Origin of the sequence: Klebsiella spallanzanii (assembly GCF_902158555.1) — a bacterium.
Taxonomy (GTDB): Bacteria; Pseudomonadota; Gammaproteobacteria; order Enterobacterales; family Enterobacteriaceae; genus Klebsiella; species Klebsiella spallanzanii.
The window spans coordinates 247174-270728 of the sequence record NZ_CABGGS010000046.1 but is presented as its reverse complement, the minus strand read 5'-3'; the positions used below and the strand labels follow the sequence as shown (position 1 = coordinate 270728).

The window sequence follows — 23555 nt, the reverse complement described above, 5'->3', positions numbered from 1 at the left end:
TAATAACACATTGAATGGAGGCATTATGGCGGTATCAGCACGTAACCAACTCACCGGCACGATCAGCGCAGTCGCAACCGGCGCGGTCAACGATGAAATCGAACTGACGTTAGCGGGCGGCGCAAAGCTGGTGGCAATCGTTACCCACAGCAGTAAGGAAGCTCTGGGGCTGGCGACCGGTAAAGAAGCCATTGCGCTGATTAAAGCGCCGTGGGTCACGCTGGCGACGGAAGATTGCGGTCTGAAGTTCTCCGCCCGCAACCAGTTTGCCGGTAGCGTGACCCGAGTAACTGAAGGCGCGGTTAACGCCACCGTGCATATTCAGGCCGACGCGGGCTTTGAAATCATTGCCGTCGTCACCAATGAAAGCCAGGAAGAGATGAAGCTGGCACAGGGCAGCCGCGTGATTGCGCTCGTTAAGGCTTCCGCCATTCTTATCGCCACCCGCGCTTAAGCGATGTGCCACGCAGCTCGCGTGGGATGTGACTTCCCGGAGGCGATGCTGCGCATCTGTCCGGGCTACAAGTTCGTGCTGTTTGGTAGCCCGGACAGGCGCGTCAAGCGCCGCCTCCGGGGGATTTTGCGAAGCTATTTATCAGAACTGAAGCCGTTGCTGGTCGCCAGTTCGGCAAACCACAGCGCGTTGCGTTTTATCTGCCGCTCGCCGGTTTGCAGGTTGAGCCGCCAGAAACCGTAGCGCCGCTTGAACGAGTTAATCCACGACCAGTTATCGATAAAGGTCCACTGGTGTACGCCAAAGCAGTTGGCACCGTCGGCAATGGCGCGATGCAGCTGCACTAAATGCTCTTCCATCAGGCTGATACGGAACGAATCATCAATCACTCCGTCTTCACCCGGTTCGCCTTCCGACTCAATATCCATCGCGATACCAATCTCGGCGAGGAACCACTTTATATTGCCGTAGTTATCGCGAATATTGGCGGCAATGTCGTAAATCGCCTGCGGCAGAATTTCATTATTATCGCGATACGGGTTAAAGCGCCCTTCTGGATTCACGTAGTTTTCGAAGTAAAACTCCGGCGTGAAATAGTCCAGCGCATAGTCGCTTTCGCGCGCCTTCACCCGCCGCGGCACGTAGTAGTTGACGCCAAGAAAATCGACGTGCGAGCCGGTAATGAGCTCAACATCAGCTTTCGTCACCACCGGCAGGCAATCGTGAAAGGCCAGAATTTCGCACAGCTCTTTCGGGAACTGATGCTTCACCAGCGGGTCGAGGAAGCTGCGGTTAAAGAATAGATCCGCATACCACGCCGCCTTTTTGTCCTCCGCGCTGTCGTTGCGGGTATAGGACGGCGTCAGGTTCAGCACCACGCCAATCTCGCTCTCCAGCGCCAACTCGCGAAACTCGCGGACGGCTTTGGCGTGGGCCAGCATAATGTTGAACGCCACCTGCGCCGCCAGCTTGCCGTCTTTTTTACACGGGTAGTGGAAATCATACAGATAGCCGCCCTCAACCGGCACAATCGGCTCGTTGAAGGTAATCCAGTATTTCACCTTGTGGCCAAATAGCTCAAAAGCGGTGCGGGCGAAACGGGCGAAAAGATCCGTCACATGCGCCGACTCAAAGCCGCCGTACTGCTTTTGCAGGGCTTCCGGCATGTCGAAATGATAGAGGTTGATCATCGGCTCAATGCCGTTTTCAATCATTTCATCCAGGTAATCGTTATAGAAACGCACCGCGTCCGCGTTGGGCGCGCCGGTTTCGAAGTCGTCAATGAGCCGCGACCATTGAATCGATGTCCGAAAGGAGTTGAAGCCGGTCTGCTTCATCAACGCCACGTCCTGCGGATATTGATGATAAGTGTCGCAGACGGTTTGTGGCCCAATCTGCTGATAAAAACGCTCCGGCTGCTCGGCAAACCAGCTATCCCAAATAGAACGGTGCGGCTTGTTGCTTATGCCCTCCGTTTGCGGGCCTGATGCCGCCGCGCCCCAAAAAAAGCCTTCCGGAAACTGATACCGGGTCATAACGCCTCCTGTAAGTTAAAAAAGGCTGCACCCAACGAGCGCAGCCAATAAGCACTACTCTGCAACCACTTCAATTGACTTGATAAACATATAGCCCCAGTCACCGGCGAATTTACCGAAGTCGACGCGGTTATCACCGGCCTTCAGCTCAACGGGCACCAGCAGCTGCTGGCCCTGTTCGTCAGTCTGCGGGAATTCCACCGCGATTGGCGTGCCGCCGTTAACGATAAACGAGTTTTTCTTACCGCCCCATTTGCCGTTGAACGTCACCCGCAGCTGATACTTTCCGGCCCACGGCGCGGCAACCTGCCAGCTCACCTTATCGCCATCGTTGGCGAACGGTCCGAGGAAACCATCGCTGCCCAACGTCAGCGCATCTTTCTCGCTTTTAGCCGCCTCAATCTTGCCCTGGCTAACGTTAAACACCCCACCGCCAAAACGGCAGTAATCGGCAGGCGCTTTACCAACAGCTTGCGTCACCGTCACCTTGACGGTTTTGCTGCTTTTGAGCAGGCCGTCATCGGCTGTAAAGGTCAGGTCATATTCACCGGGCGCGCTAAACCAGGCGCGGGTTTCGGCTTTATCCGTGGCACAAAAATGGGCCTGCGCGTTGCCGCCATTGCTCCAGCCCACCTTCACGTTACGGTCCGGTAGCGCGTCATCGTGCCAGCTCGCGGTTAATTGCACGCCCTGATCCTGAGTCGTGGTGAGCTTATCGACCAGCGTTACCACCGGGGCCTGATTCTGCTGGGTGTGCTTGATGCTAATCACGTTCGAAGGCACCGAACTACCGCTCTCGTTTTTGGCGATGGCGCGATAATAGTACGTATTCCCCAGCCGCAGACTGCGATAGTCATCGCGGAACAGATCCATCGTCTGCGGGTTCCACTCGTTAACGCCGTCTGAAATATCGCGCCCCACCACTTTCCACGGCCCTTTTGCAGAATCAGCGCGCTCCACGTCATAGGCGCGTCCTACCGCCGCCCCCAGCCAGTTGATGGCAAACGGTGAATCCGTCGCCCGCAGCTTCGGCGCGTCCGGCTTCGGCAGCGGCGGCGCTTTCTCCTGCCCGCTCATCTGCGCCGCCGCGGTCCGCACCAGATCAACCACGTCTATTTCCTGGTTGGCTTTCCCCTCTACCGGGAAGCCCGGCAAGTGGTAGCTGTAGTGACCCGTGGACTCTTTATGCCAGTAGAAACCACCCTCGTGACGATGGCCACGAAAGCCCCAAATCAGCCCGCCTGCCGCCTGCGCGCCGTTGACCTCGCTATGCACAATCGACTGCATAATGGCGTTGAGCTGCTTCGCGTCCAGCAGACCGAATTCGCCCACCATGTACACTTTCTTACCCGCAGTCGCCGTCAGATCTTTTTTTACCTGATCGGGATGGTTGTTATCAGCATTGGTGTAGTAGTGGTTGCTGACGATATCGACGTTCGGATCGTTGAGCGCAAACGCATTGATTTTCTTATAGGTGCCGTCAATCACCAGCTGATGCGGCGCCCACTTTTTGATCCACGCGGCGGTCTGCAGAAGGAACGCGGCATTGGTGTCTTCCAGCTCGTTGCCGGTCTCCCAAGCCATAATCGCTTTTTCGTCATAATACGGGCGACCGGTCACGCTGTTGGTGCGGGTGATCACCTGGCGAATCACGTCAAGATAGGCCTTGAAGGTTTTGCTGTCGGTCCGATAAAAATCCTCCGGCTTTTCATGATAGAACGCCGCCAGCTGCTCGCGGCCGCCCCACCACCACCAGTGATCGATAAACGGTAGGATCAGGCGCAGTCCCTGTTTGTCCGCCTCGGCGATCATATTGTCGTAAACCCGCATCGCCTTTTCGTTGAGGCGCGGCATGCCGTCGGCGCTTTCCGGGGCCAAAATATGGGTTTCGCGACCGCAGGCCTGGTCAAACTCCTGCTGCACCGAGAGCACATACACTCGCTGCGCTTTGGCTCCGGTTTGCACCTGCGCCTTAATCCAGTTTTCCTGTTCGTCCGCCGTCGGCCAGCGGAAGTATTGCCCCCAGCCGCGCGAGTCGGCTTTACAGGTGCCGCGCGCATCGTCTTCAATACGGTGCAGCTCCGGCGCGTGGATGCCCGCAAAGCGGAAGACCTTGTCGCCGTCTTTTAGCGTTGCGCCGTCGCGGGTAATAAAGTGTTCAAAGTGCGACTGCTCTGCGGCCATCGCCCCTGCGCTTCCCAGCGCCGAAAGCAGCGCCACGAGCATCAGTTTTTTTACCGGCTTGATCATTGTTATCTCTCCTTAGAACCAGACTTCGGCCTGCACGCCAAAGTTCAGCGTGTCTGTGTCGCCACTGCGCGAGTAGCCGCCAGCGGAAATGGTGTTGGTGCTCCAGTCGTAGTTGCCGTCCAGCGCATCGGAGACACCTTTGTCCCACTTGGCGTAGGTCACGAAGAAGCGCAGTTGCGGGCGAGTCCAGAAGCCGGAGTCAAAGGTCAGGGTCGGCGCAACGGTGATTTTGGTCAGACCGCCTTTGCCTTTGCCGTCCACGCCTTTGTAGTTTTTATCGTCGAGATATTCGTAGCCCAGCTCATACTGCATGGCGAAGTTTTTGGTGATCTGCTGGTACGGGCGGATCCCGGCAACCCAGCTGGTGCGTCCCCAGCCGTCGGCATCTTCCGTCCACCAGCGGTAGTTTTTATCTTTCTGATAGTAGGCAAAAGTCGAGATTTCCCAGTCGCCCAGAGAGGCCATATTATCCAGCACCACGCGCCAGGATTGGGTGTCTTCGAGGTTAGCCCAGCCCCAGCCGTTTTTACCCAGCGAGTCCCCTGCCGCCAGGCCGCGCCCGTACTGGAAGACCACGCGAGAGTAGCCGCCGGTCAGGCCGTAAAAACCGTCAAAGTTGTAGACCCCGGTCACGCCGTAGCCCTTTTCCGCCGAGGTCGGGTGATTCTCGTTGCGGTTCATGTGGTGACCAATCAGCTCCAGGTCGAAGCCGGTGCCGCCGATCTTTTTCAGCCACAGGTTGAGCGAGTAGTCATCCGGATAACCCTGATCGCCTTTATCGACCGGGTAGGCTTTGGTTTCGTCCGTCGGCGAGAAAGCGTAAACCCCGGCGTCAAAGCGGGCGAAGCCGAGATCCATGTTGTCGAAGCCGCCGCCGGTACCGTTGTACTGAATGTACTCCCAGTCGAACTGATGGCTGGAGGTGTTGGAGCTGCTGTAGCGCTTACCGGCCCAGAAGGTCATTTCCGGGGCGAAGTCGAGGTTCGACAGCTCGGCAAAGCCTTCGCGGAACTGAACATCATGCCCGTCATCATCCTGACAGTTCCAGTCGGAGGTACATTTTGACTGGTGGGTAATGTTGGCCTGGACTTTCGCCACCACGCCGCTGTCCGACGTTAACGTCACCGTCGGGATCAGTTCGATCTTGGTATCTTCTTCGTTGCCCAGACGCCATTTGCCGTCCGGCATCAGGCCAACGGAGTCGGCGCGGTTGCCATCTGAGTTAGCGAGGATCCCCGAACGGATATAGCCATGGAGCATAAAATCGTACTTCTGCTCGGCGCTGGCGCAGTCGCTCATCACCATGAGGGCGAGTAAAGACAGAGGTATTGAATGATTTAGCCTGATCATTTTTTTTCCTTGGTTATTTTTTATTAACACTGCCTGAGAACGGAAGGAAATTTACGGATCAAAAATGGAAATGTACATCCATTAACGGAAAGCGCTTTCCGTAATTGCCGGATGAGTTCACAAATTTGACGATAGAGGGCAAATATTCGTGATGAAGTTCACATAATTAGGCGGAAATAAAAAAGCCCGCACGCGGCGGGCCGATTCAGGCAGGGGAAAAGCTTAGCGTTCGGCGTCGGCGAGCTGGCGTTCGTAGACTTTGAAGAACGGGCGATAGAGCATCCACGCGTTAAAAATAGCGAACAGGCACATACATAAATTTTTCCAGCTACCGTTGGCTGACCAGGCCGCACCGAGCGGCGACGGCATCGACCACGGCAGCATCGCCACCGCCCGGTCGAGAATCCCAAGCTGAGTTAAATACCAGGCGATACAGGCATTTATCAGCGGAACAAAAATAAACGGCAGCAGAAAAACCGGGTTCATGATGATGGGGAAGCCAAATAATATCGGCTCGTTGATATTAAAAAGCGAAGGCAGCAGGCCGATTTTGCCAACGCTTTTCAACTGCCGCGAACGACTGCGCATCGCCATAAAGACCAGCGGCAGGGTGGAGCCGATACCACCAATCAGCAAGTAAAAATCCCAGAATCCCTGGAGGTAAATATGCGGTAGCGTGGCGGAACCGGCGGCCAGCGCCTGCTGGTTTTCAAACAGATAGGTCATCCAGAACGGGTTCATAATCCCGGTGATAATCAGCGCGCCGTGAATACCGACAAACCAAAGTAAGTTACAGATAAATAACGAGATTAACACCGCAGTTAGCGTATCAGAGGCTACCACCAACGGGCGTACCGCTTCGCTAATCAGCTCCGGTAAAATGCGCCCGGTGCTCTGTAGCAGTAACGCATTGATAACGCTGATAGAGAGCATTACCACCAGCAGCGGGATCAGCAGTTGAAAACCATTGCGGGTCATCACCGGCACCTCTTCCGGCAGACGGATACACCAGCCTTTCTTGTAGAAAAAACGGATAATTTCAATCGAGTAGGTGCTTGAAATCAGCGCGGTAAAAATCCCCATCCCGCCGAGAAAAATATTGGTCGCCCCATTATCGCGAAAGCCGATAAACAGCAAAAACGCCAGACAGCCGGTTAGCCCGCAGAGCCGCTCCGGCAGCCGGTACTGCTTGGCGAGGCTGGCACTGGCGCCGAAGGCCACAATCAGCGCCACCAGCCCGATGGTGAGTTCAAAGGTCGGCAGCAGAATGGGCCGCAGCTGGAGATAGAACTGGCCGAAAGCCGATGCGCCGTCAATGGAAACGGGCGGAAACAAAATTGGCACCAGCAAACTTCCGACAATCACAAACGGCATCGCCAGCGCAAAGCTGTCGCGCATCGCCGTAATGTGGTTGTTGCGCGTCAGAACGTTGGCCAGCGGCGCCAGCCGCTGCTCGATGATATCGACGACAACATTCATCAACTGAATGTTCATAGTCCTGCCTTATAGGAATAGTTTTATCGCCGGGATGATCGCGCACTCCTGAGTAAAGTAAAAGCCCGCTATAGGTGATCGTGGTCACAATAAATAAATCCACAAACGGAAAGCGCTTTCCGTTTTATATCCATTATGACTATAGTCGGCACATCCAACTCATCAGGAGCGGTTTATGAAAAAGATAATGTTGTGTTGTTCTGCGGGCATGTCCACCAGCCTGCTGGTGAAAAAAATGGTCGCCGAAGCCGAGCAGCGCAGGCTACCGGTAGAGATCAATGCCTTCGGCGTCGCGGAATTCGATCAGCAGGTAGGAAATTACCAGGTGGTGCTGCTGGGACCGCAGGTGAAATACATGCAGAAAGACCTGCAAAAACAAGCTGATAAATACGGGATCCGCGTGGAACCCATCAACATGATGGACTACGGCATGCAAAAAGGCGGCGCCGTACTGGATTTCGCGCTTTCCCTTATCGATAACAAAAACTAAGGAAAGATCATGAGCTCTCTGTACGCTAAGTTGATCACCGTGATTGAACAGAAGATCACCCCCATGGCGGGTGCGATCGGCCAGCAAAAATATGTCACTTCGATCCGCGACGGCTTTATTACCGCCCTGCCCTTTATGATCGTCGGCTCGTTTTTGCTGGTGTTTATCTTCCCGCCGTTTTCCCCGGATACCACCTGGGGCTTTGCCCGCGCCTGGCTGCAATTTTCTCTCGATCATCGCGACGCGCTGATGCTGCCGTTTAACTTCAGCATGGGGGTGATGACGCTGTTTATCGCCGTCGGGATCGCCGCGAGCCTGGCGAAGCACCACAATCTGGACTCGCTAACCGCCGGAATGCTGTCGCTGATGTCGTTTCTGCTGGTGGCCGCGCCGCTGAAGGATGGTCAGATCTCCACCGCCTATTTCTCCGGTCAGGGGATCTTCACCGCCATTCTGGTGGCGATTTATTCCACCGAACTGTACGCCTTTCTCAAGCGTCACAACATTACCATTCGTCTGCCGCCGGAAGTGCCGGCTGGCGTGGCGCGCTCGTTTGAAATCCTGATCCCGGTGTTGGCGATCGTACTGACGCTGCACCCGCTGAACCTGTTTATTGAAGCGCAACTGGGGATGATCATTCCGGAAGCGATCATGTCGCTGGTGAAACCGCTGGTGGCGGCCTCCGATACCTTACCAGCGATCCTGCTGTCGGTACTGGTGTGCCAGGTACTGTGGTTTGCCGGGATCCACGGAGCGCTGATCGTGACCGGGATTATGAACCCGTTCTGGATGGCCAACCTGTCGATCAACCAGGCGGCGATGGCCGCAGGGACCGCGATCCCGCATATCTACGTGCAGGGTTTCTGGGATCACTATCTGCTGATCGGCGGCGTTGGCTCCACGCTGCCGCTGGCGCTGATGCTGATGCGCAGCAAGGCCATTCACCTGCGTACTATTGGCCGTATGGGCGTGGTACCGGGCGTATTTAACATCAACGAACCGATTCTGTTCGGCGCGCCAATCATTATGAATCCGCTGTTCTTCCTGCCTTTTGTGCTGGTACCGATGATCAATGCAACGCTGGCGTACTTCGCGCTGAAGCTGGACCTGGTGAGCCGCGTGGTGTCGATGACGCCGTGGACGACTCCGGCCCCTATCGGTGCCTCATGGGCGGCGAACTGGAGCTTTAGCCCGGTGATCATGTGCCTGATTTGTATGGCGACAGCGATGGTGATGTATCTGCCATTCCTCAAAGCCTACGAAAAACAGCTGCTGGAGCAAGAACACGCTAACGCCGTTGCGCAGGCCGAAGGCGCGCCGCAATCCGCATAATTCATACTATTCAGAGGTTTGTCATGGAATTAGAAGAACAGGTGATGGGTATCATCATCAACGCTGGGCAGTCACGTAGCCTGTGCTACGAAGCGCTGAGCTGCGCTAAAGAGGGCGATTTTGCCGCCGCCGACGAGAAGATGAAAGAAGCGGCGCATTTTGCCCGCGAGGCGCATCTGGTGCAGACGCAGCTGATTGAAGCCGACGAAGGCGAGGGAAAGACCAAAATGACGCTGGTGATGGTTCACGCCCAGGATCATTTGATGACTTCAATTCTGGCGAAAGAGCTGATCGGCGAGCTGATTGCGATTTACCGCTCGCGACCGCTGCACGCGTAGAGTTCCTCCTCTTCAGGGAGAGTATCCCGGGTAAGGCGTTTACGCCACAACCCGGGAAAACGGTAAATTCTCATGTCACCTGGCTGACTTCCCGGCTCGCGCTGCGCTTAGCCAGCCTACCTGGACTGCACGCGGCTGGCCCCAGGAAACAGTCCACCATTACTAAGGACAACCATGCTACATCTGGGTTTAGACATCGGCGGCACCAAAATGGAAGCCGTCCTGCTCAACGCGGCGGGTGAATGCGTCTATCGTCAACGCCGCCCGACGCACAAAGAGAGCTACGACGCGTTTATGCAACAACTGCTCGGGCTGATTGCGACCGTCCGCGGCTGGAGCGAGCGTCCATTTACCATCGGTATCGGCCTGCCGGGCGCTATCGACCCGCAAAGCGGCCTGATTAAAAACTGCAACTGTCTGGTGCTTAACGGCCACGACCTGCGGCATGACCTGATGCGGGAACTCGGCCAGCCGGTCTGGATAGCGAATGATGCCGACTGCTTCACCCTCTCTGAAGCCGTGGATGGCGCAGGCGCGGGCGCAGCAACCGTATTCGGCGTTATCATCGGCACCGGCTGCGGCGGCGGCATCGCGGTGAATCAACAACTGCTCAGCGGCCCTAATGCCATCGTTGGCGAATGGGGGCATAACCCACTGCCGGGATACTGCGTCGAACGTGACGGCCCGGCGCAACCCTGCTACTGCGGAAAAGAGAACTGCATTGAAAGCTTTATCTCCGGTACCGGCTTTGCCCGTCGTTATGGTGCTCAGGCGCAGTCGGAAGCGATAATTGCCGCTGCGCAAAACGGTGAGCCTCGGGCGCTGGCCCACTGGCAGCATTTTATTGACGCTTTCGCCCGCAGCCTGGCCTCGGTCATTAATATCCTCGACCCGCAGGTGATTGTGCTGGGCGGTGGGTTATCCAACGTCGGGCAAATTTATGAACAGCTGCCTTCCGCAATCGTTCCGTATCTCTTCTCCGACAACTGCCGAACGCAACTCAAGCAGGCCCGCTTCGGCGACGCCAGCGGCGTACGCGGCGCGGCCTGGCTGCCGGTTCTGCCCAGCGCCGAGGGCCGTCGGCGGTAGACACTTTTTTCAGCAGGTATGCTAAGCTAGGCGAAAATATTCAGACAGAAAATGCCATGCCAACCATTGATGATGTTTCAAGATTAGCGAATGTCTCCAGAGCGACGGTATCCCGCGTGCTGACCGGCACCAGGGGCGTGCGTGAAGAGAGCCGGGAAGCGGTTTTGCGCGCGGTAGAGGAACTCAACTACCGCCCGAGCTTTGCCGCGCAAAACCTCGCCAGTCAGACATCCAATCACGTGGGGCTGGTGATCCCGGCGAACGATGAAAGCAGCGGCGCGCGCCTGCTGCCAATGTTGTCATTCGCGCTGAAGGGGCTGAATAAAAACCTGATTGTGCAGTACGTGACGGATGCGGCTGAACAAGCAGCGGTGGTTGACGATTTGCAACGCCAGTGCGTGGCGGTGGTGGTGCTCGGCGCGGTACCGGCAGATGCGCCGCGCAACGTTATCTCCTTTGACCGATTCAGTATCGCCGGGGTCAGTAATCAGGGCTACGACTACGCTTTTGCCACCGAAAGCGCCTGCCGCTACGTGATTGGCAAAGGCCACCGTAATATCGCCCTTCTGACCGATAACGACAGCGATGACGCCAGCCGCCAGATGCTCGAAGGCTACCGCAACGTCCTGCAAAACTACTCCATCCCCTTTAACCGTCAGCTGATGCTGGCGGCCAACGATAACGTTGAGCAGGCGCTGCTGACGTTGATTAACAGCTTTAGCAAATACTCGGTGATTATCGTTAAACGCGATCGCTACGCTGCGGAAGCGATGCGCCTGCTGCGCGAATTCAACATCGCCGTACCGCAGGAAGTCTCACTGCTGAGCCTTGAGGATTCTCCTCTCGCCTCGTTGCTGAACCCACCGCTGACCTGTATATCCTGGCCGCTGGAGCAGTTGATGGAAAACTGCATTCAGCGCATCCGCAGCCTGATTGACGAGCGTCCCGCCTTCTCCCCCGAAGGGCGCACACTGGCGGGCCGCCTGATCCCTCGTCAGTCGGTGGCCGATCTCTCCTGATTTCATACCCGGTCTCCCTTCTGACCGGGTTCTTCTTCTCACCTTGCTTTATTCCCACGCTAATCATTCGCCTCACATCTAAATAAGAATTATTTTCATTTATAATTAGCTTGTGCTATATAACATAGCAATGGCTATAAATGATGATTAATTAATCGCAACGTTGTGAGGGACCTTATGCTGCACCTGCCGTCTTTGAAGCATCTGATGTTTGCCGCGACTCTGGCTCTGCTTGCCGTCGCTCCCGCCCAGGCAAAAGAAAAATTTAAAGTGATTACCACCTTCACGGTGATCGCCGATATGGCGCAAAACGTCGCGGGCGATGCCGCCGACGTCAGTTCAATCACCAAACCAGGGGCCGAGATCCACGAATATCAGCCGACGCCCGGGGATATCAAACGCGCGCAGGGAGCACAGTTGATCCTCGCCAACGGCCTGAACCTTGAACTATGGTTCGCCCGCTTTTATCAGCACCTGAAAGGCGTACCGGAAGTGGTGGTCAGTAACGGCATACAGCCGATGGGTATCAGCGAAGGGCCGTATAACGGCAAACCCAATCCGCACGCGTGGATGTCAGCAGATAACGCGCTGATCTATGTTGATAATATTCGCGACGCGCTGGCGAAATACGATCCTGAGAATGCCGATACCTATCGCCAGAACGCCGAAGCCTACAAAGAGAAGATTCGCCAGACCATGGCGCCGCTGAAGGCGGAACTGGCAAAGCTGCCGCAGGATAAACGCTGGCTGGTCACCAGCGAAGGCGCGTTCTCCTACCTGGCACGCGATAATGGCCTGCAGGAACGCTATCTGTGGCCAATCAACGCTGACCAACAGGGCACGCCGCAGCAGGTGCGTAAAACCATCGATACCATGAAGAAAGAGCGCATCCCGACTATCTTTAGCGAAAGCACCATCTCCGATAAACCCGCGCGTCAGGTGGCGCGGGAAGCGGGCGCTCACTATGGCGGCGTCCTGTACGTCGACTCTCTAAGCGCTGCCGATGGCCCGGTGCCGACCTACCTCGACCTGCTGCGCGTCACTACCGAAACCATCGTCCAGGGTATCAACGACGGACTAAGGAAACAGGCATGAGTCACGAGCTGCCGGGCCTCGCGGTCAACAACGTTAGCGTCACCTATCGCAACGGCCATACCGCTCTGCGCGATGCCTCGTTCAGCGTCCCGCGCAGCTCCATTGCTGCGCTGGTCGGGGTGAACGGCTCAGGCAAATCGACGCTGTTTAAAGCGCTGATGGGCTTTGTGCGCGTGGGACACGGCGGGATCTCCATACTCGGTCAGCCAGTTAACCGCGCTCTGCGCCAGAACCTCGTCGCCTACGTTCCACAGGCTGAAGAGGTGGACTGGTCCTTCCCGGTGCTGGTGGAAGATGTGGTGATGATGGGCCGCTACGGCCATATGGGCTGGCTGCGGCGGGCTAAACCACGTGACCATGAGATTGTCGACGCCGCGCTGGCACGGGTCGGCATGAGCGAGTACCGACATCGCCAGATAGGCGAACTCTCCGGTGGGCAGAAAAAGCGCGTATTTCTCGCCCGCGCTATCGCCCAGCAGGGGAAAGTCATTCTGCTGGATGAACCCTTTACCGGCGTCGACGTGCAGACCGAAGCGCGCATTATCGAACTGCTACGGGAGCTGCGAGATGAAGGCTGCACCATGCTGGTTTCCACCCATAACCTCGGCTCGGTAAGCGAGTTCTGCGACTACACGGTGATGGTAAAAGGCACCGTGCTGGCCAGCGGCCCGACGGAAACCACCTTTACCGCCGAAAACCTTGAGCTCGCGTTTAGCGGCGTGCTGCGCCACGTGGTGCTGAGCGGCGCGGAAGAGCGGATCATTACCGACGATGAACGACCGTTTATCAGCCGTCGGGCGGCGGGAGGCGAAAGATGAGCTGGCTGCTGGAGCCGTTTGGTTATCAATACATGCTCAACGCGATGTGGGTTTCGGCGCTGGTGGGCGGGGTGTGCGCGTTTCTCTCCTGCTATCTGATGCTCAAGGGCTGGTCGCTGATTGGCGATGCCCTCTCCCACTCCATCGTACCCGGCGTGGCGGGCGCTTATATGCTCGGCCTGCCCTTCGCACTGGGAGCGTTTCTTTCCGGCGGGCTGGCGGCGGGTAGCATGCTGTTTCTCAATCAGCGTTCAAAGCTGAAAGAAGATGCGATTATCGGCCTGATCTTCTCCTCTTTTTTCGGCATCGGCCTGTTTATGGTGTCGCTGAATCCCACTTCGGTGAATATCCAGACCATTATTCTCGGCAATATTCTGGCCATTGCGCCGGAGGATATTATTCAGCTGGCGGCGATTGGTTTTGTTTCGATGGCGATTCTGTTGCTGAAGTGGAAAGACCTGATGGTCACCTTTTTCGATGAGAACCACGCCCGCTCGATTGGCCTGAATACCACCGGGCTGAAGCTGCTGTTTTTTACCCTGCTGGCAGCCTGTACCGTTGCGGCGCTACAAACCGTCGGCGCATTTCTGGTGATTTGCCTGGTCGTCACGCCCGGTGCCACCGCCTGGCTGCTGACCGACCGCTTCCCGCGCCTGCTGGCGATTGCCGTAGCTATCGGTAGCCTGACCAGCTTTTTCGGCGCGTGGCTGAGCTACTATCTGGACGGCGCGACCGGCGGGATTATCGTCGTGGCCCAGACGCTGCTGTTTTTAGTCGCTTTCATTTTCGCGCCGAAGCACGGGCTGCTCGCCAGCCGTCGTCGCGCCAGGGAGGCCTCATGCTGACCGTTCTGCTCGAACCATTCCAGTTCTCTTTTATGATTAACGCCATGCTGGTGGCGGTTATCGTCGCCGTACCCTGCGCGTTGTTGTCGGTATTTTTGGTGTTAAAAGGCTGGGCGCTGATGGGCGACGCCATGAGTCACGCGGTTTTTCCGGGCGTGGTGGTGGCGTATATCATCGGCATCCCGTTCGCTATCGGCGCGTTTATCGCCGGGTTATTCTGTGCCATCGCCACCGGTTATCTCGACGATAACAGCCGCATCAAGCGCGATACGATTATGGGAATTGTGTTTTCCGGGATGTTTGGCGCAGGGCTGGTGCTGTACGTGTCGATTCAGTCGGAGGTGCATCTCGACCATATTCTGTTTGGCGATATGCTGGGTATTTCCACCAGCGATATTGTGCAAACGTCGCTGATTGCGCTGGCGATTGCGTTAATTATCGGCCTGAAGTGGCGCGATTTTCTGCTGCACGCCTTCGACCCGCAGCAGGCTAAGGCCAGTGGACTGCGCTGCGGACTGCTGCACTATGGGCTGCTGTGCATGATTGCGCTGACCATCGTGGCGACGCTAAAAGCGGTGGGGATTATTCTGTCGATTTCGCTGCTGATAGCGCCGGGGGCGATAGCCCTGCTGCTGACGCGGCGTTTTGTCAGCGCCCTGCTGCTGGCGGTGGCAATTGCGGTCTGCTGTTCGCTGGGCGGCGTATGGGTGTCGTTTTATCTCGATAGCGCCCCGGCACCGACCATCGTAGTGTTGTTTACCCTGTTGTTTATTATCGCGTTTGTCTGTACATCGGTTCGCGATAGTCAAACCCAAGCCGATTCCGGCGAGGCCCCGGGTCGCGGCTAGCGCCTTACCCGGGCTACCTGTCTGGCATTCTTCCCGGAGGCGGCGCGTTGCGCCTGTCCGGGCTACCTCTACCCCAGGACGTAGCCCGGACAGATGCGCAGCATCGCCTCCGGGGAAAAGTCGCTATTTTTTGGGTCGGTATTTTTCCGGTAACTCCGGCACCGGGCGCCTGTCATCAATCAAATGGCGAATGGTCAAAATCGGGTGCCGCCAGAGCATCCTCGGCCCCGCCCAGCGCATAATCTGCTTCATTTCTTCGCGTTTAGCAGGCTGATAGCAGTGCACCGGACACTGCTTACAGGCCGGTTTTTCTTCACCAAATACGCACTTATCCAGACGCTTGTCGGCATAGGCGTTGAGCGCCTGATAATGTTCCGCATCTTCATGGGCATCCGGGCAGCGGCGCTGATAGAGCGTAATCATGCTGCTAATGGTCTTTTTTTCCCGCGCAATACGTTTGCCCGCCATTGCCTGTTCCTCACCAATAAAGATGCATTAATAATACACATTTAAAGGAGACGATGCAGCCCGATACTCCTTGAGGATTATGCCGGCTTGTCCACGTGCCCCAGCGGTTTCTCCGGGAAGCAAACGTCGCGAACCCGACGCTTCAGCTCAGCCGCATCGGGGAAACCACCATCCTGCTTGCGCTCCCAAATTTGCACATCATCAACGGTCACCACGAAGATCCCCCCGGTTCCCGGCACCAGGGTCACTGAGCCAATATCGGTGCTGAAACTATGCAGTAGTTCCTGGGCCATCCAGCTGGCGCGCAGCATCCAGTTGCACTGCGAACAGTAGGTAATGGTAATAGCGGCTTTGTGACTCATCGGTTTCTCGCTGTCAGTAAAAGGATGAATTGTAAACAACTTGCAGATTAATTGAGGAATAAATGATTATTTTGTTGCAAACGATAATACCTATCATTACCATTCTCAATCAATAAATGCGACATATACATATGGATTATCGATCGTCCGCAAAGGAATAACGGGACACACCTGCACTCTGGAAGTAACGCGTGAGCCGATACTAATAATGATTAAGGCGTGGCTACTATGTATAACTCCACTCAATCAACAGCATGGTTTAAGAAAAGCCTGCTGGTGACTTCTTTGCTTGCAGCAATCTATCAGACCTCCGCCGGGGCGGCTGATACCACCAACAATTCATCATCCGACGATAGTTCAGAACAGATGACCGTGACCGCGCCAGCCCCCGTGCTGAAAGCGGGCAGCGAGCATTCCATCAGCGCCCAGGAGCTGCAGGATAAAGGGGCCAACGACTTTGGCTCCATTATGCGCTACGAACCGTTGATTGGCGCGACCGGCGCCAGCGGCGGTTCCGGCAACGGCAAAAGCGGCTTCGACCGCGGCGGCTATACCGGCTACAACATTCGCGGCATGGAGAGCAACCGCGTCGGTATCGACGTCGACGGCATCGCTCAGCCGAACGCCACCGGGCGCAGCTACGCCAGCCGCGCGGGCCTCAATACTTTCGGTATGGGCCGCGACTATATTGACCCGTACATGTATGGCAGCATCGATATTCAGTCCGGGGCCACCTCAACCGAGACCGCCAACAGTTCCATCGGCGGCAATGTCTCCTTCCGCCCAAAATCGGCAGATGACTATCTGCATCCGGGCAAAACCAGCGCCTTCGGTTACCGCAGCGGCTATGATTCCTCGAACCGCAGCTGGCACAACGGCGTCACCGTCGCCGGCGGCGACGAAACCCTGCGCGGGATCTTCGTCTACAGCCGCCGTGACGGCCAGGAAACGGAAAATAACAGCGGGACCGTCGATTCCTACCCGGCTAACTGGCACTCCGACGCCTTTCTGGCCTCCGGGATCTGGCAGCCGAATGACGAACATAAGCTGACCAGCACCTTCGATTATTACCATAAAACTAATCACACCCATTACGACGCCTGGGACACCAGCGGCAACAGCGTTATCGGCACCTCTAACCAGACCAGCCAGACCCGCCGCTGGGGCCTGAGCCTGAAAGATGACTGGACGCCGATGAACAACTATATCGACAGCGTGTCGACCAAAGTCTACTACCAGCACACTGAGTCCCATGACTGGACGTATATGCCGGACAGCATCACCCGCGCGATGCAAACGGTAAGCTCCGACTACGATACCGATACCTGGGGGATTCAGAGCGCGCTGGCGAAATCCATTGGCCGCCACGACCTGAGCGCCGGTTTTAACGCCAGCACCACCAAAACCCAACGGCCATTAACTCAGTCGCCAACCCCGAGCGCTTACAGCCTCATTATGCAGCCGGACTCCGACAGTCGTAGCTATACCGTTGCCGGTTTTGTGCAGGACAAAATTAACTTTGACCTCGACAGCCATAACTTCGCCGTCATCCCGGGCATTCGCGTGGTGCATCAGTCGACTAAGCCGGAGAATCTCTCCGACCTGGCGAATAACAGCAGCGTGCTGACCGGCTCTGCCGTCTCTAATCTGTACGGTAAGAACTCTGATACCCAGGCGCTGCCGTCGCTGGCCTTCCAGTACGACATCACCCCGCGCCTGATGACCTACCTGCAGTACCAGCGCGGGGCGCAGTTCCCGAACGCCAGCCAGCTGTATGGCTCCTGGAACCTAGGCTCCAGCTATGCTGGCCCCGGACAATATGCGCTGATCGGCAACACCGATCTGAAAACCGAAACCAGCGATAACTTCGAATGGGGGATGAAAGGCGAAGTCACGGAAGGCATCACTATGCGCACCGCCCTGTTCTACAACAGCTACAAGAACTTTATCGCCTATACCCGCTACACCCGCGCCAACAACCCGGCTCAGTTCGCCAACGTGCCGTCGAACATCTATACCATTTACCAGGCGGAGAACCGCGATAAAGCTTATATCTACGGCGGCGAAATCAGCGCCAGAATCAATTTTGGCACCTGGTTTGAAGAGGTGAACGGCCTGAGCGCCACCCTCGCCTACGGCTATAGCGAAGGGCAGTCAAAATCCAGCTACAGCGGCGACAAGTACGTCGACCTCGATAGCGTTGCGCCAATGAAGGCTATCGTCGGCGTGGCATGGGACGATCCGGCCAAAGTGTACGGTACCGCGCTGACCGCGACCTTTGTTAAGGGCAAACGCGCAACCACCACTAACCGCGAAAGCTACACCAACACCGGCTCGGCGATTACCGATTCTACCAGCGAATATATGCGCGTTCCGGGCTACGGCATGCTGGACTGGACCGCTTACTGGCAGGTGGCGAAGAACGTGCGTGTGAACGGCGGCGTGTACAACATCACCGACCGTAAATACTGGGATTATCTGAGCAGCCGCAATATCGAAACGGCAACTAATCAGGATGCTAACGATAAAGCGCTGTCAGTGATGCCTGGGCGTACCTGGCAATTAGGCGTTAACGTCGATTTCTGATAGGCCAAATAATAAGAAACCTGCTCCCCGGCCGCGCGCCGGGGATACTCATCGTCGAGAAGGATGTGAATTATGCAAAACACCCAACTGCAACATGCTCCGCTGTGGCAACGCTATCTGACCACAAAAGCGCAATCTTCCGCAAAATACGCCCGCGATATCGCCGCCGAAATGGGGATTAGCGAAGCTGAGCTGACCGAAGCTCGCCTCGGCCACGATGCCGTACGTCTGATTGACGATGCGCGCGCCATTCTGGCGGCGCTGGAAGCCGTGGGCGAAACCAAATGCATCTGCCGCAACGAATACGCGGTGCATGAGCAGGTCGGCGAATTTACCCACCAGCATCTGAGCGGCCACGCCGGGCTGGTACTCAACCCGCGCGCCCTCGACCTGCGCCTGTTCCTCAGCCAGTGGGCCAGCGCTTTCCGTCTGACCGATAACGGCCGCCAGAGCATTCAGTTCTTCGACCCGCACGGCGATGCCCTGCTTAAGGTTTACACCACCGGGAACACGGACATGGCGGCCTGGGACGCGCTGATCGCCGAACATACGCAAGAGACCCCCGCGCCGCTGGTCATTCGCCCGGCCGATCCGGTGAAATATGCCGATTCTGCCGACGGCGTGACGCTGGAAAACGAATGGCGCGCCATGACCGACGTCCACCAGTTCTTTGGCCTGTTACGAAAATATAACCTGTCGCGCCAGCAGGCGTTCCGCCTGGTCAGCGACGACCTCGCCTGCCGTATCGAGAAAGAGGCGCTGCCGGGCCTGCTGGATACCATTCATCAGGATGGCAACGAGATCATGATTTTCGTCGGCAACCGCGGCTGCGTGCAGATCTTCACCGGCGTGCTGGAAAAAGTTGCGCCGATGCGCGGCTGGCTGAATATCTTCAACACCGCCTTTACCCTGCATCTGCGCGAGGACAGCGTGGATGAGATTTGGGTCACCCGTAAACCGACCTCAGACGGTCACGTCACCAGCGTCGAGCTGTTTGCCAAAGACGGCACGCAGATTGCCCAGCTGTACGGTCAACGCACCGAAGGCCACCCGGAGCAGGCGCAGTGGCGCGCGCAGGTCGACCGTTTGACCACCGAAGGGCTGACAGCATGAAACGTTGGCTGATGTTACTCATGGCGTTTCCGCTGTTTGCCAGCGCCGCCGCCGAGCGGATTGTCTCTCTCGGCGGCGACGTCACGGAAGTGGTTTATGCGCTTGATGCCCAGCAGCAACTGGTGGCGAAAGACAGCACCAGTACCTGGCCTGCCGCCGCGCAGAGCCTGCCGGATGTCGGCTATATCCGCCAGCTAAACGCGGAGGGGATCCTTTCTCTACGCCCGACGCTGGTGCTGGCCAGCGCCCAGGCGCAGCCTTCGCTGGTGCTGAAAAAGGTCGAAGAGAACAAAGTTAAGGTGGTCAACGTTCCGGGCGGCTACGACTTTCCGGCCATCGAGAAAAAGATTGGCGTGATTGCCGCTGCCCTCGGCAAACAGAGTGAAGGTGAAGCCCTGCGCCAGAAGCTCCACCAGCAGATCGCGCAAATCCCTTCGCAGCCCGTTAACAAGCGGGTGCTGTTTATCCTCAGCCACGGCGGTATGAACACCATGGTGGCCGGTAAGCAAACGGCGGCGGATGGAGCCATCCGAGCCGCCGGATTGCAGAATGCGATGCAGGACTTCGACCATTATCGCAGCATGTCCCAGGAAGGCGTTATCGCGAGCCGACCGGACCTGGTGGTGATCTCCGCCGATGGTCTGAAAGGTATGGGTGGTGAAGCCGGACTGTGGAAGCTACCGGGACTGGCGCAGACGCCCGCAGGGCGCAATAAGCAGGTGCAGGTTATTGATGATATGGCTCTGCTCGGCTTTGGCCCACGCACGCCGCAGGCGGTGCTCGCGCTACGGCAAAAAGCGGAGTTACTGCCCTGATGCGTTGCCACCTTACTCGTCATCTGTGGTTAATGACGCTACTGTTAGTCATCCTGACGCTACTTGCCACTACCCTTGGGGCGATGCGCCTGCCGCTGACCAGCCTGCTGCCTTCCGGCGATGAGATCCTGAGAAACATCTGGCTGACCATTCGCCTGCCGCGGGTGCTGCTGGCGCTGCTGGTCGGCGCTGCTCTGGCGCTCTCCGGCTGCGTGATGCAGGGGCTGTTCCGCAATCCGCTCGCTGACCCAGGGCTTTTAGGTATCAGCAGCGGCGCAGCGTTGGCGGTAGCCTGCTGGCTGGTGCTGCCGCTGTCAGTACCGGTTCTTGTGGCGCTGTACGCTCCGATGCTGGCGGCGTTTATCGGTAGTATGGCGGTGATGGTGGTGATTTTTATCCTCAGCCGGGCGGGAGACGCTTCGCTCTCGCGCCTGCTGCTGGTCGGCATCGCGATTAACGCCCTTTGCAGCGCGCTGGTCGGGGTGCTGGCGTGGATAAGCAACGATGCCCAATTGCGCCAGCTTTCCCTGTGGGGCATGGGCAGCCTCGGTCAGGCGGAGTGGTCCACTCTGCTGGTGGCGGCCACGCTGATAATCCCGGCGTCTATCTTGATATGGGCGATGGCTTCACGCCTTAATCTGCTGCAATTGGGTGATGAAGAGGCGCATTACCTCGGCGTTAACGTTCGTGCGCTGCAGCGGCTATTGCTGCTGTGCAGCGCCCTGCTGGTGGCGTCGGCGGTGGCGATCAGCGGCATTATTGGTTTTATCGGCCTGGTGGTACCACATCTGATGCGAATGTGGCTGGGGCCGGACCATCGCGGTCTGATCCCCGGTTCGCTGCTGTGTGGCGCAATTTTGCTGCTGCTGGCCGATACGCTGGCGCGCACCGTCGCCGCGCCCGCCGAGATGCCGGTTGGTCTGTTGACCAGCGTCCTCGGTGCGCCGTGGTTCCTGTGGTTGATTTTCCGTCGGGAGAGAGAAACGCATGGATAACCGCTATAGCGCGCGTTCGCTTTCGCTGCGCATGGGCAAGCGCCAGATTATTAATGATGTCTCTCTCCAGCTGCGCGGCGGTGAGATGACGGCGCTGATTGGCCCCAACGGCGCGGGTAAATCGACCCTGTTGCGCCTGTTAACCGGTTTTTTAACGCCGGATAGCGGCGAACGTTTGGTGGAAGGCCGTCCGCTGGAGAGCTGGTCGGCAGAAGCACTTTCACGCCGCCGGGCGGTGATGCTGCAACGCACCCAGCTTCATGCCGACTGGCCGATTGAAACGGTGATCGCCATGGGCCGTTCGCCATGGGGCAGCATGCCGCACGCGGAGATGATCCGTCAGGTCATGGAGGAGACCGGCTGCGATCATCTGGCCGGGAGACGCTACCCTTCCCTCTCCGGCGGCGAACAGCAGCGGGTGCAATTGGCCCGCTGTCTGGCGCAGCTATGGCGCGACGGTGCGCCTGAGGGCTGGCTGTTTCTCGATGAGCCTACGTCGGCGCTGGATCTCTATTACCAGCAGCACCTTCTGCGCCTGCTCAAGCGCCTGACCCGCAGCAGCCAGCTGCACGTCTGCGTGGTGCTGCATGACCTGAACCTCGCAGCGCTGTGGGCCGATCACATTCTGCTGTTGCATCAGGGGAAGCTAGTGGCGCAGGGCACGCCGCAGGAGGTGGTTCAGCAGCCGATTATTAGCCGCTGGTACGGCGCGGAGGTAAGAATGGGCGAGCACCCGGATACCGCCGTTCCGCAGGTGTATTTGGTGCCATAATTCGTGCGGTCTGACGATTTCCCCGGAGGCGATGCTGCGCATCTGTCCGGGCTACCGGTTCATCCGATCGCGTAGCCCGGACAGGCGCAACGCGCCGCCTCCGGGAATAATGCCCGTCAAGGTAGCCCGGGGATTACAGGCGGGCGCTCGTAGTCAGCAAGACGTCACGCCCTTTTAGTGGGTATTAACCACTTACGGTCTTGAAGCGGTGCCGTCCGGTGTTCTTGCCATGGTCCAGGATGGGATCCCTCCTTCGCACGGATACTTCGCCGCTTTGGCTTCATCGATATCAATACCCAACCCTGGCTTATCGTTCAGATACGCATAGCCGTGGTCTATTTCCGGGCAACCTGGGAAGACGTCGCGCAGTGCGTCATTCATCGGCGTGTACTCCTGAATACCGAAGTTTGGCGAACTCAGGTCAAGATGCATATTCGCGCAGACGCCGACCGGTGAGATATCGCCAGGCCCGTGCCATGCGGTGCGCACGCCGTTTAGCTCGCTGTAAACCGCCAGTTTCTTCGCGGGCGTAATACCGCCGATGGTGCTGACGTGGCAGCGGATGTAATCGATAAGCTTATTGTCGATTAACGGTTTCCACTCATTCACGTTCACAAACAGCTCCCCCATGGAGATCGGCGTGGAAGATTGTTGGCGAAGCATTTTAAGCCAGTCGATATTTTCCGGAGCCACCGGATCTTCAAGATAAAAGAGCTGATATTGCTCAAGCGTTTTCGCCAGGTTAATCGCGGTAACCGGAGTGACGCGTTCATGCACGTCATGAATGAACTCAATACCAAATCCCAGCTTGTTGCGAAGATGGTCAAACAGACGAGGAACGCTTTTCGCATAAGCGTCCGGGTCAAAATAGATCCCCGGCGTTTTGCTCCGAGGAGAACGTTTGGGCTGGATATTCTTCGCCCGCGCCAGCTGAGTCGCGATCAGTTTGAGATCATCAGTACCCGCGCCGCCATACATGCCCATCTGACAGCGTACGTACTGATATCCCTCCTCCATTCGGGCGCGGATATTGTCCTCAACTTCCACTTCGTCGCCACCATCGGTATGGCAATACAAAGGAATACCGTCGCGGCATTTACCGCCCAGTAAATCATAAACCGGCATCCCTGCCAGCTTACCTTTGATATCCCATAGCGCCATATCAACGCCCGATAGCGCGTTGTTCATAATCGGTCCGTTGCGCCAGTAGCCGCTGACCGCGCCAGACTGCCAGATGTCTTCAATACGCGTAGGATCTTTGCCAATGAGAAAAGGTGCCATGTACTCATCGATAGCGCTTTTTACCGCGAAGATCCGCTGGGTAAACGTCGCGCAGCCCAGGCCATACAGCCCGGGTTCATTGGTTTCGACCTTTACCACGGCCAGATCAATGCCACCGGGTGCCGTCAGAATCGTTTTCACATTGGTGATTTTCAGGTTACTCACTTTAACTCCTCAGTTCAGCGAATTAACTGCCTGTCATGCTG

The 23555-nt window shown here is 57.1% G+C and carries 22 protein-coding genes; 15 read left to right on the top strand and 7 right to left on the bottom strand.

The window, feature by feature from the left end; all coding sequences use genetic code 11:
- Positions 1-25 precede the first annotated feature (25 nt).
- Positions 26-454, top strand: coding sequence for a TOBE domain-containing protein (locus tag FN082_RS27760; RefSeq protein ID WP_139539515.1), 429 nt, complete (start codon positions 26-28; stop codon positions 452-454).
- A 134-nt stretch (positions 455-588) separates the two neighbouring features.
- Here the strand turns inward: FN082_RS27760 and FN082_RS27755 are convergent, their stop codons facing one another.
- The 4 genes from FN082_RS27755 to FN082_RS27740 form a co-directional block, all read right to left on the bottom strand.
- A complete protein-coding gene (locus FN082_RS27755) occupies positions 589-1989 on the bottom strand; it encodes a glycoside hydrolase family 1 protein (RefSeq protein WP_139539516.1) in 1401 nt (466 codons plus the stop codon).
- Between the two features lie 54 nt (positions 1990-2043).
- Positions 2044-4236, bottom strand: a complete 2193-nt coding sequence (locus FN082_RS27750) for a CBM35 domain-containing protein (protein ID WP_185932172.1) — start codon at positions 4234-4236, stop codon at positions 2044-2046.
- A gap of 15 nt (positions 4237-4251) precedes the next feature.
- Complete coding sequence (locus FN082_RS27745; protein ID WP_112213798.1) at positions 4252-5589, bottom strand: maltoporin; 1338 nt, start codon at positions 5587-5589, stop codon at positions 4252-4254.
- 222 nt (positions 5590-5811) lie between these two features.
- A complete protein-coding gene (locus FN082_RS27740; protein WP_139539519.1) occupies positions 5812-7083 on the bottom strand; it encodes a PTS sugar transporter subunit IIC in 1272 nt (423 codons plus the stop codon).
- A gap of 175 nt (positions 7084-7258) precedes the next feature.
- Between FN082_RS27740 and FN082_RS27735 the strand changes: the two genes are divergently transcribed.
- The 9 genes from FN082_RS27735 (at position 7259) to sitD (ending at position 14957) form a co-directional block, all read left to right on the top strand.
- On the top strand, positions 7259-7573 hold the full coding sequence (locus FN082_RS27735) for a PTS sugar transporter subunit IIB (protein WP_142982741.1): 315 nt from the start codon (positions 7259-7261) through the stop codon (positions 7571-7573).
- Between the two features lie 9 nt (positions 7574-7582).
- The gene (locus FN082_RS27730; RefSeq protein WP_139539520.1) at positions 7583-8905 is read left to right on the top strand and encodes a PTS sugar transporter subunit IIC; all 1323 of its coding nucleotides are present in this window, start codon (positions 7583-7585) and stop codon (positions 8903-8905) included.
- 23 nt (positions 8906-8928) lie between these two features.
- Positions 8929-9243, top strand: a complete 315-nt coding sequence (locus FN082_RS27725) for a PTS lactose/cellobiose transporter subunit IIA (protein ID WP_110275792.1) — start codon at positions 8929-8931, stop codon at positions 9241-9243.
- A gap of 174 nt (positions 9244-9417) precedes the next feature.
- On the top strand, positions 9418-10332 hold the full coding sequence (locus tag FN082_RS27720) for an ROK family protein (protein WP_142982740.1): 915 nt from the start codon (positions 9418-9420) through the stop codon (positions 10330-10332).
- A 56-nt stretch (positions 10333-10388) separates the two neighbouring features.
- Positions 10389-11351: a LacI family DNA-binding transcriptional regulator gene (locus FN082_RS27715; RefSeq protein ID WP_139539522.1), complete on the top strand. Its 963-nt coding sequence runs from the start codon at positions 10389-10391 to the stop codon at positions 11349-11351.
- 177 nt (positions 11352-11528) lie between these two features.
- Positions 11529-12446, top strand: coding sequence for a metal ABC transporter substrate-binding protein (locus FN082_RS27710; RefSeq protein ID WP_142982739.1), 918 nt, complete (start codon positions 11529-11531; stop codon positions 12444-12446).
- Positions 12443-13264, top strand: coding sequence for a manganese/iron ABC transporter ATP-binding protein (locus FN082_RS27705; RefSeq protein WP_139539524.1), 822 nt, complete (start codon positions 12443-12445; stop codon positions 13262-13264). Before FN082_RS27710 ends, FN082_RS27705 begins: the two co-directional genes overlap by 4 nt.
- Positions 13261-14109: an iron/manganese ABC transporter permease subunit SitC gene (gene sitC, locus FN082_RS27700; protein WP_139539525.1), complete on the top strand. Its 849-nt coding sequence runs from the start codon at positions 13261-13263 to the stop codon at positions 14107-14109. The genes FN082_RS27705 and sitC overlap by 4 nt, the downstream gene beginning before the upstream one ends.
- Entirely contained in the window at positions 14103-14957 is an 855-nt protein-coding gene (gene sitD / locus FN082_RS27695; protein WP_142982738.1) for an iron/manganese ABC transporter permease subunit SitD, read from the top strand. The genes sitC and sitD overlap by 7 nt, the downstream gene beginning before the upstream one ends.
- A gap of 123 nt (positions 14958-15080) precedes the next feature.
- Here the strand turns inward: sitD and FN082_RS27690 are convergent, their stop codons facing one another.
- Positions 15081-15425, bottom strand: coding sequence for a nitrous oxide-stimulated promoter family protein (locus tag FN082_RS27690; RefSeq protein WP_142982737.1), 345 nt, complete (start codon positions 15423-15425; stop codon positions 15081-15083).
- Positions 15426-15502: 77 nt separating this feature from the next.
- Positions 15503-15787 (bottom strand): SelT/SelW/SelH family protein, encoded by a 285-nt coding sequence (locus FN082_RS27685; protein ID WP_110275799.1) that lies wholly within the window; start codon positions 15785-15787, stop codon positions 15503-15505.
- 228 nt (positions 15788-16015) lie between these two features.
- Between FN082_RS27685 and FN082_RS27680 the strand changes: the two genes are divergently transcribed.
- From FN082_RS27680 to FN082_RS27660, 5 genes are all read left to right on the top strand, one after another.
- Complete coding sequence (locus FN082_RS27680; protein ID WP_142982736.1) at positions 16016-18373, top strand: TonB-dependent receptor domain-containing protein; 2358 nt, start codon at positions 16016-16018, stop codon at positions 18371-18373.
- Positions 18374-18445: 72 nt separating this feature from the next.
- Complete coding sequence (locus tag FN082_RS27675; protein WP_139539528.1) at positions 18446-19486, top strand: hemin-degrading factor; 1041 nt, start codon at positions 18446-18448, stop codon at positions 19484-19486.
- Positions 19483-20301, top strand: coding sequence for a heme/hemin ABC transporter substrate-binding protein (locus tag FN082_RS27670; RefSeq protein ID WP_139539529.1), 819 nt, complete (start codon positions 19483-19485; stop codon positions 20299-20301). The genes FN082_RS27675 and FN082_RS27670 overlap by 4 nt, the downstream gene beginning before the upstream one ends.
- Positions 20301-21296: a FecCD family ABC transporter permease gene (locus FN082_RS27665; protein WP_139539530.1), complete on the top strand. Its 996-nt coding sequence runs from the start codon at positions 20301-20303 to the stop codon at positions 21294-21296. The genes FN082_RS27670 and FN082_RS27665 overlap by 1 nt, the downstream gene beginning before the upstream one ends.
- Positions 21289-22068, top strand: coding sequence for a heme ABC transporter ATP-binding protein (locus tag FN082_RS27660; RefSeq protein WP_139539531.1), 780 nt, complete (start codon positions 21289-21291; stop codon positions 22066-22068). The genes FN082_RS27665 and FN082_RS27660 overlap by 8 nt, the downstream gene beginning before the upstream one ends.
- Before the next feature lie 192 nt (positions 22069-22260).
- Here FN082_RS27660 and FN082_RS27655 read toward each other — a convergent pair whose 3' ends face one another.
- Complete coding sequence (locus tag FN082_RS27655; RefSeq protein ID WP_015057125.1) at positions 22261-23514, bottom strand: enolase C-terminal domain-like protein; 1254 nt, start codon at positions 23512-23514, stop codon at positions 22261-22263.
- Positions 23515-23555 lie beyond the last annotated feature (41 nt).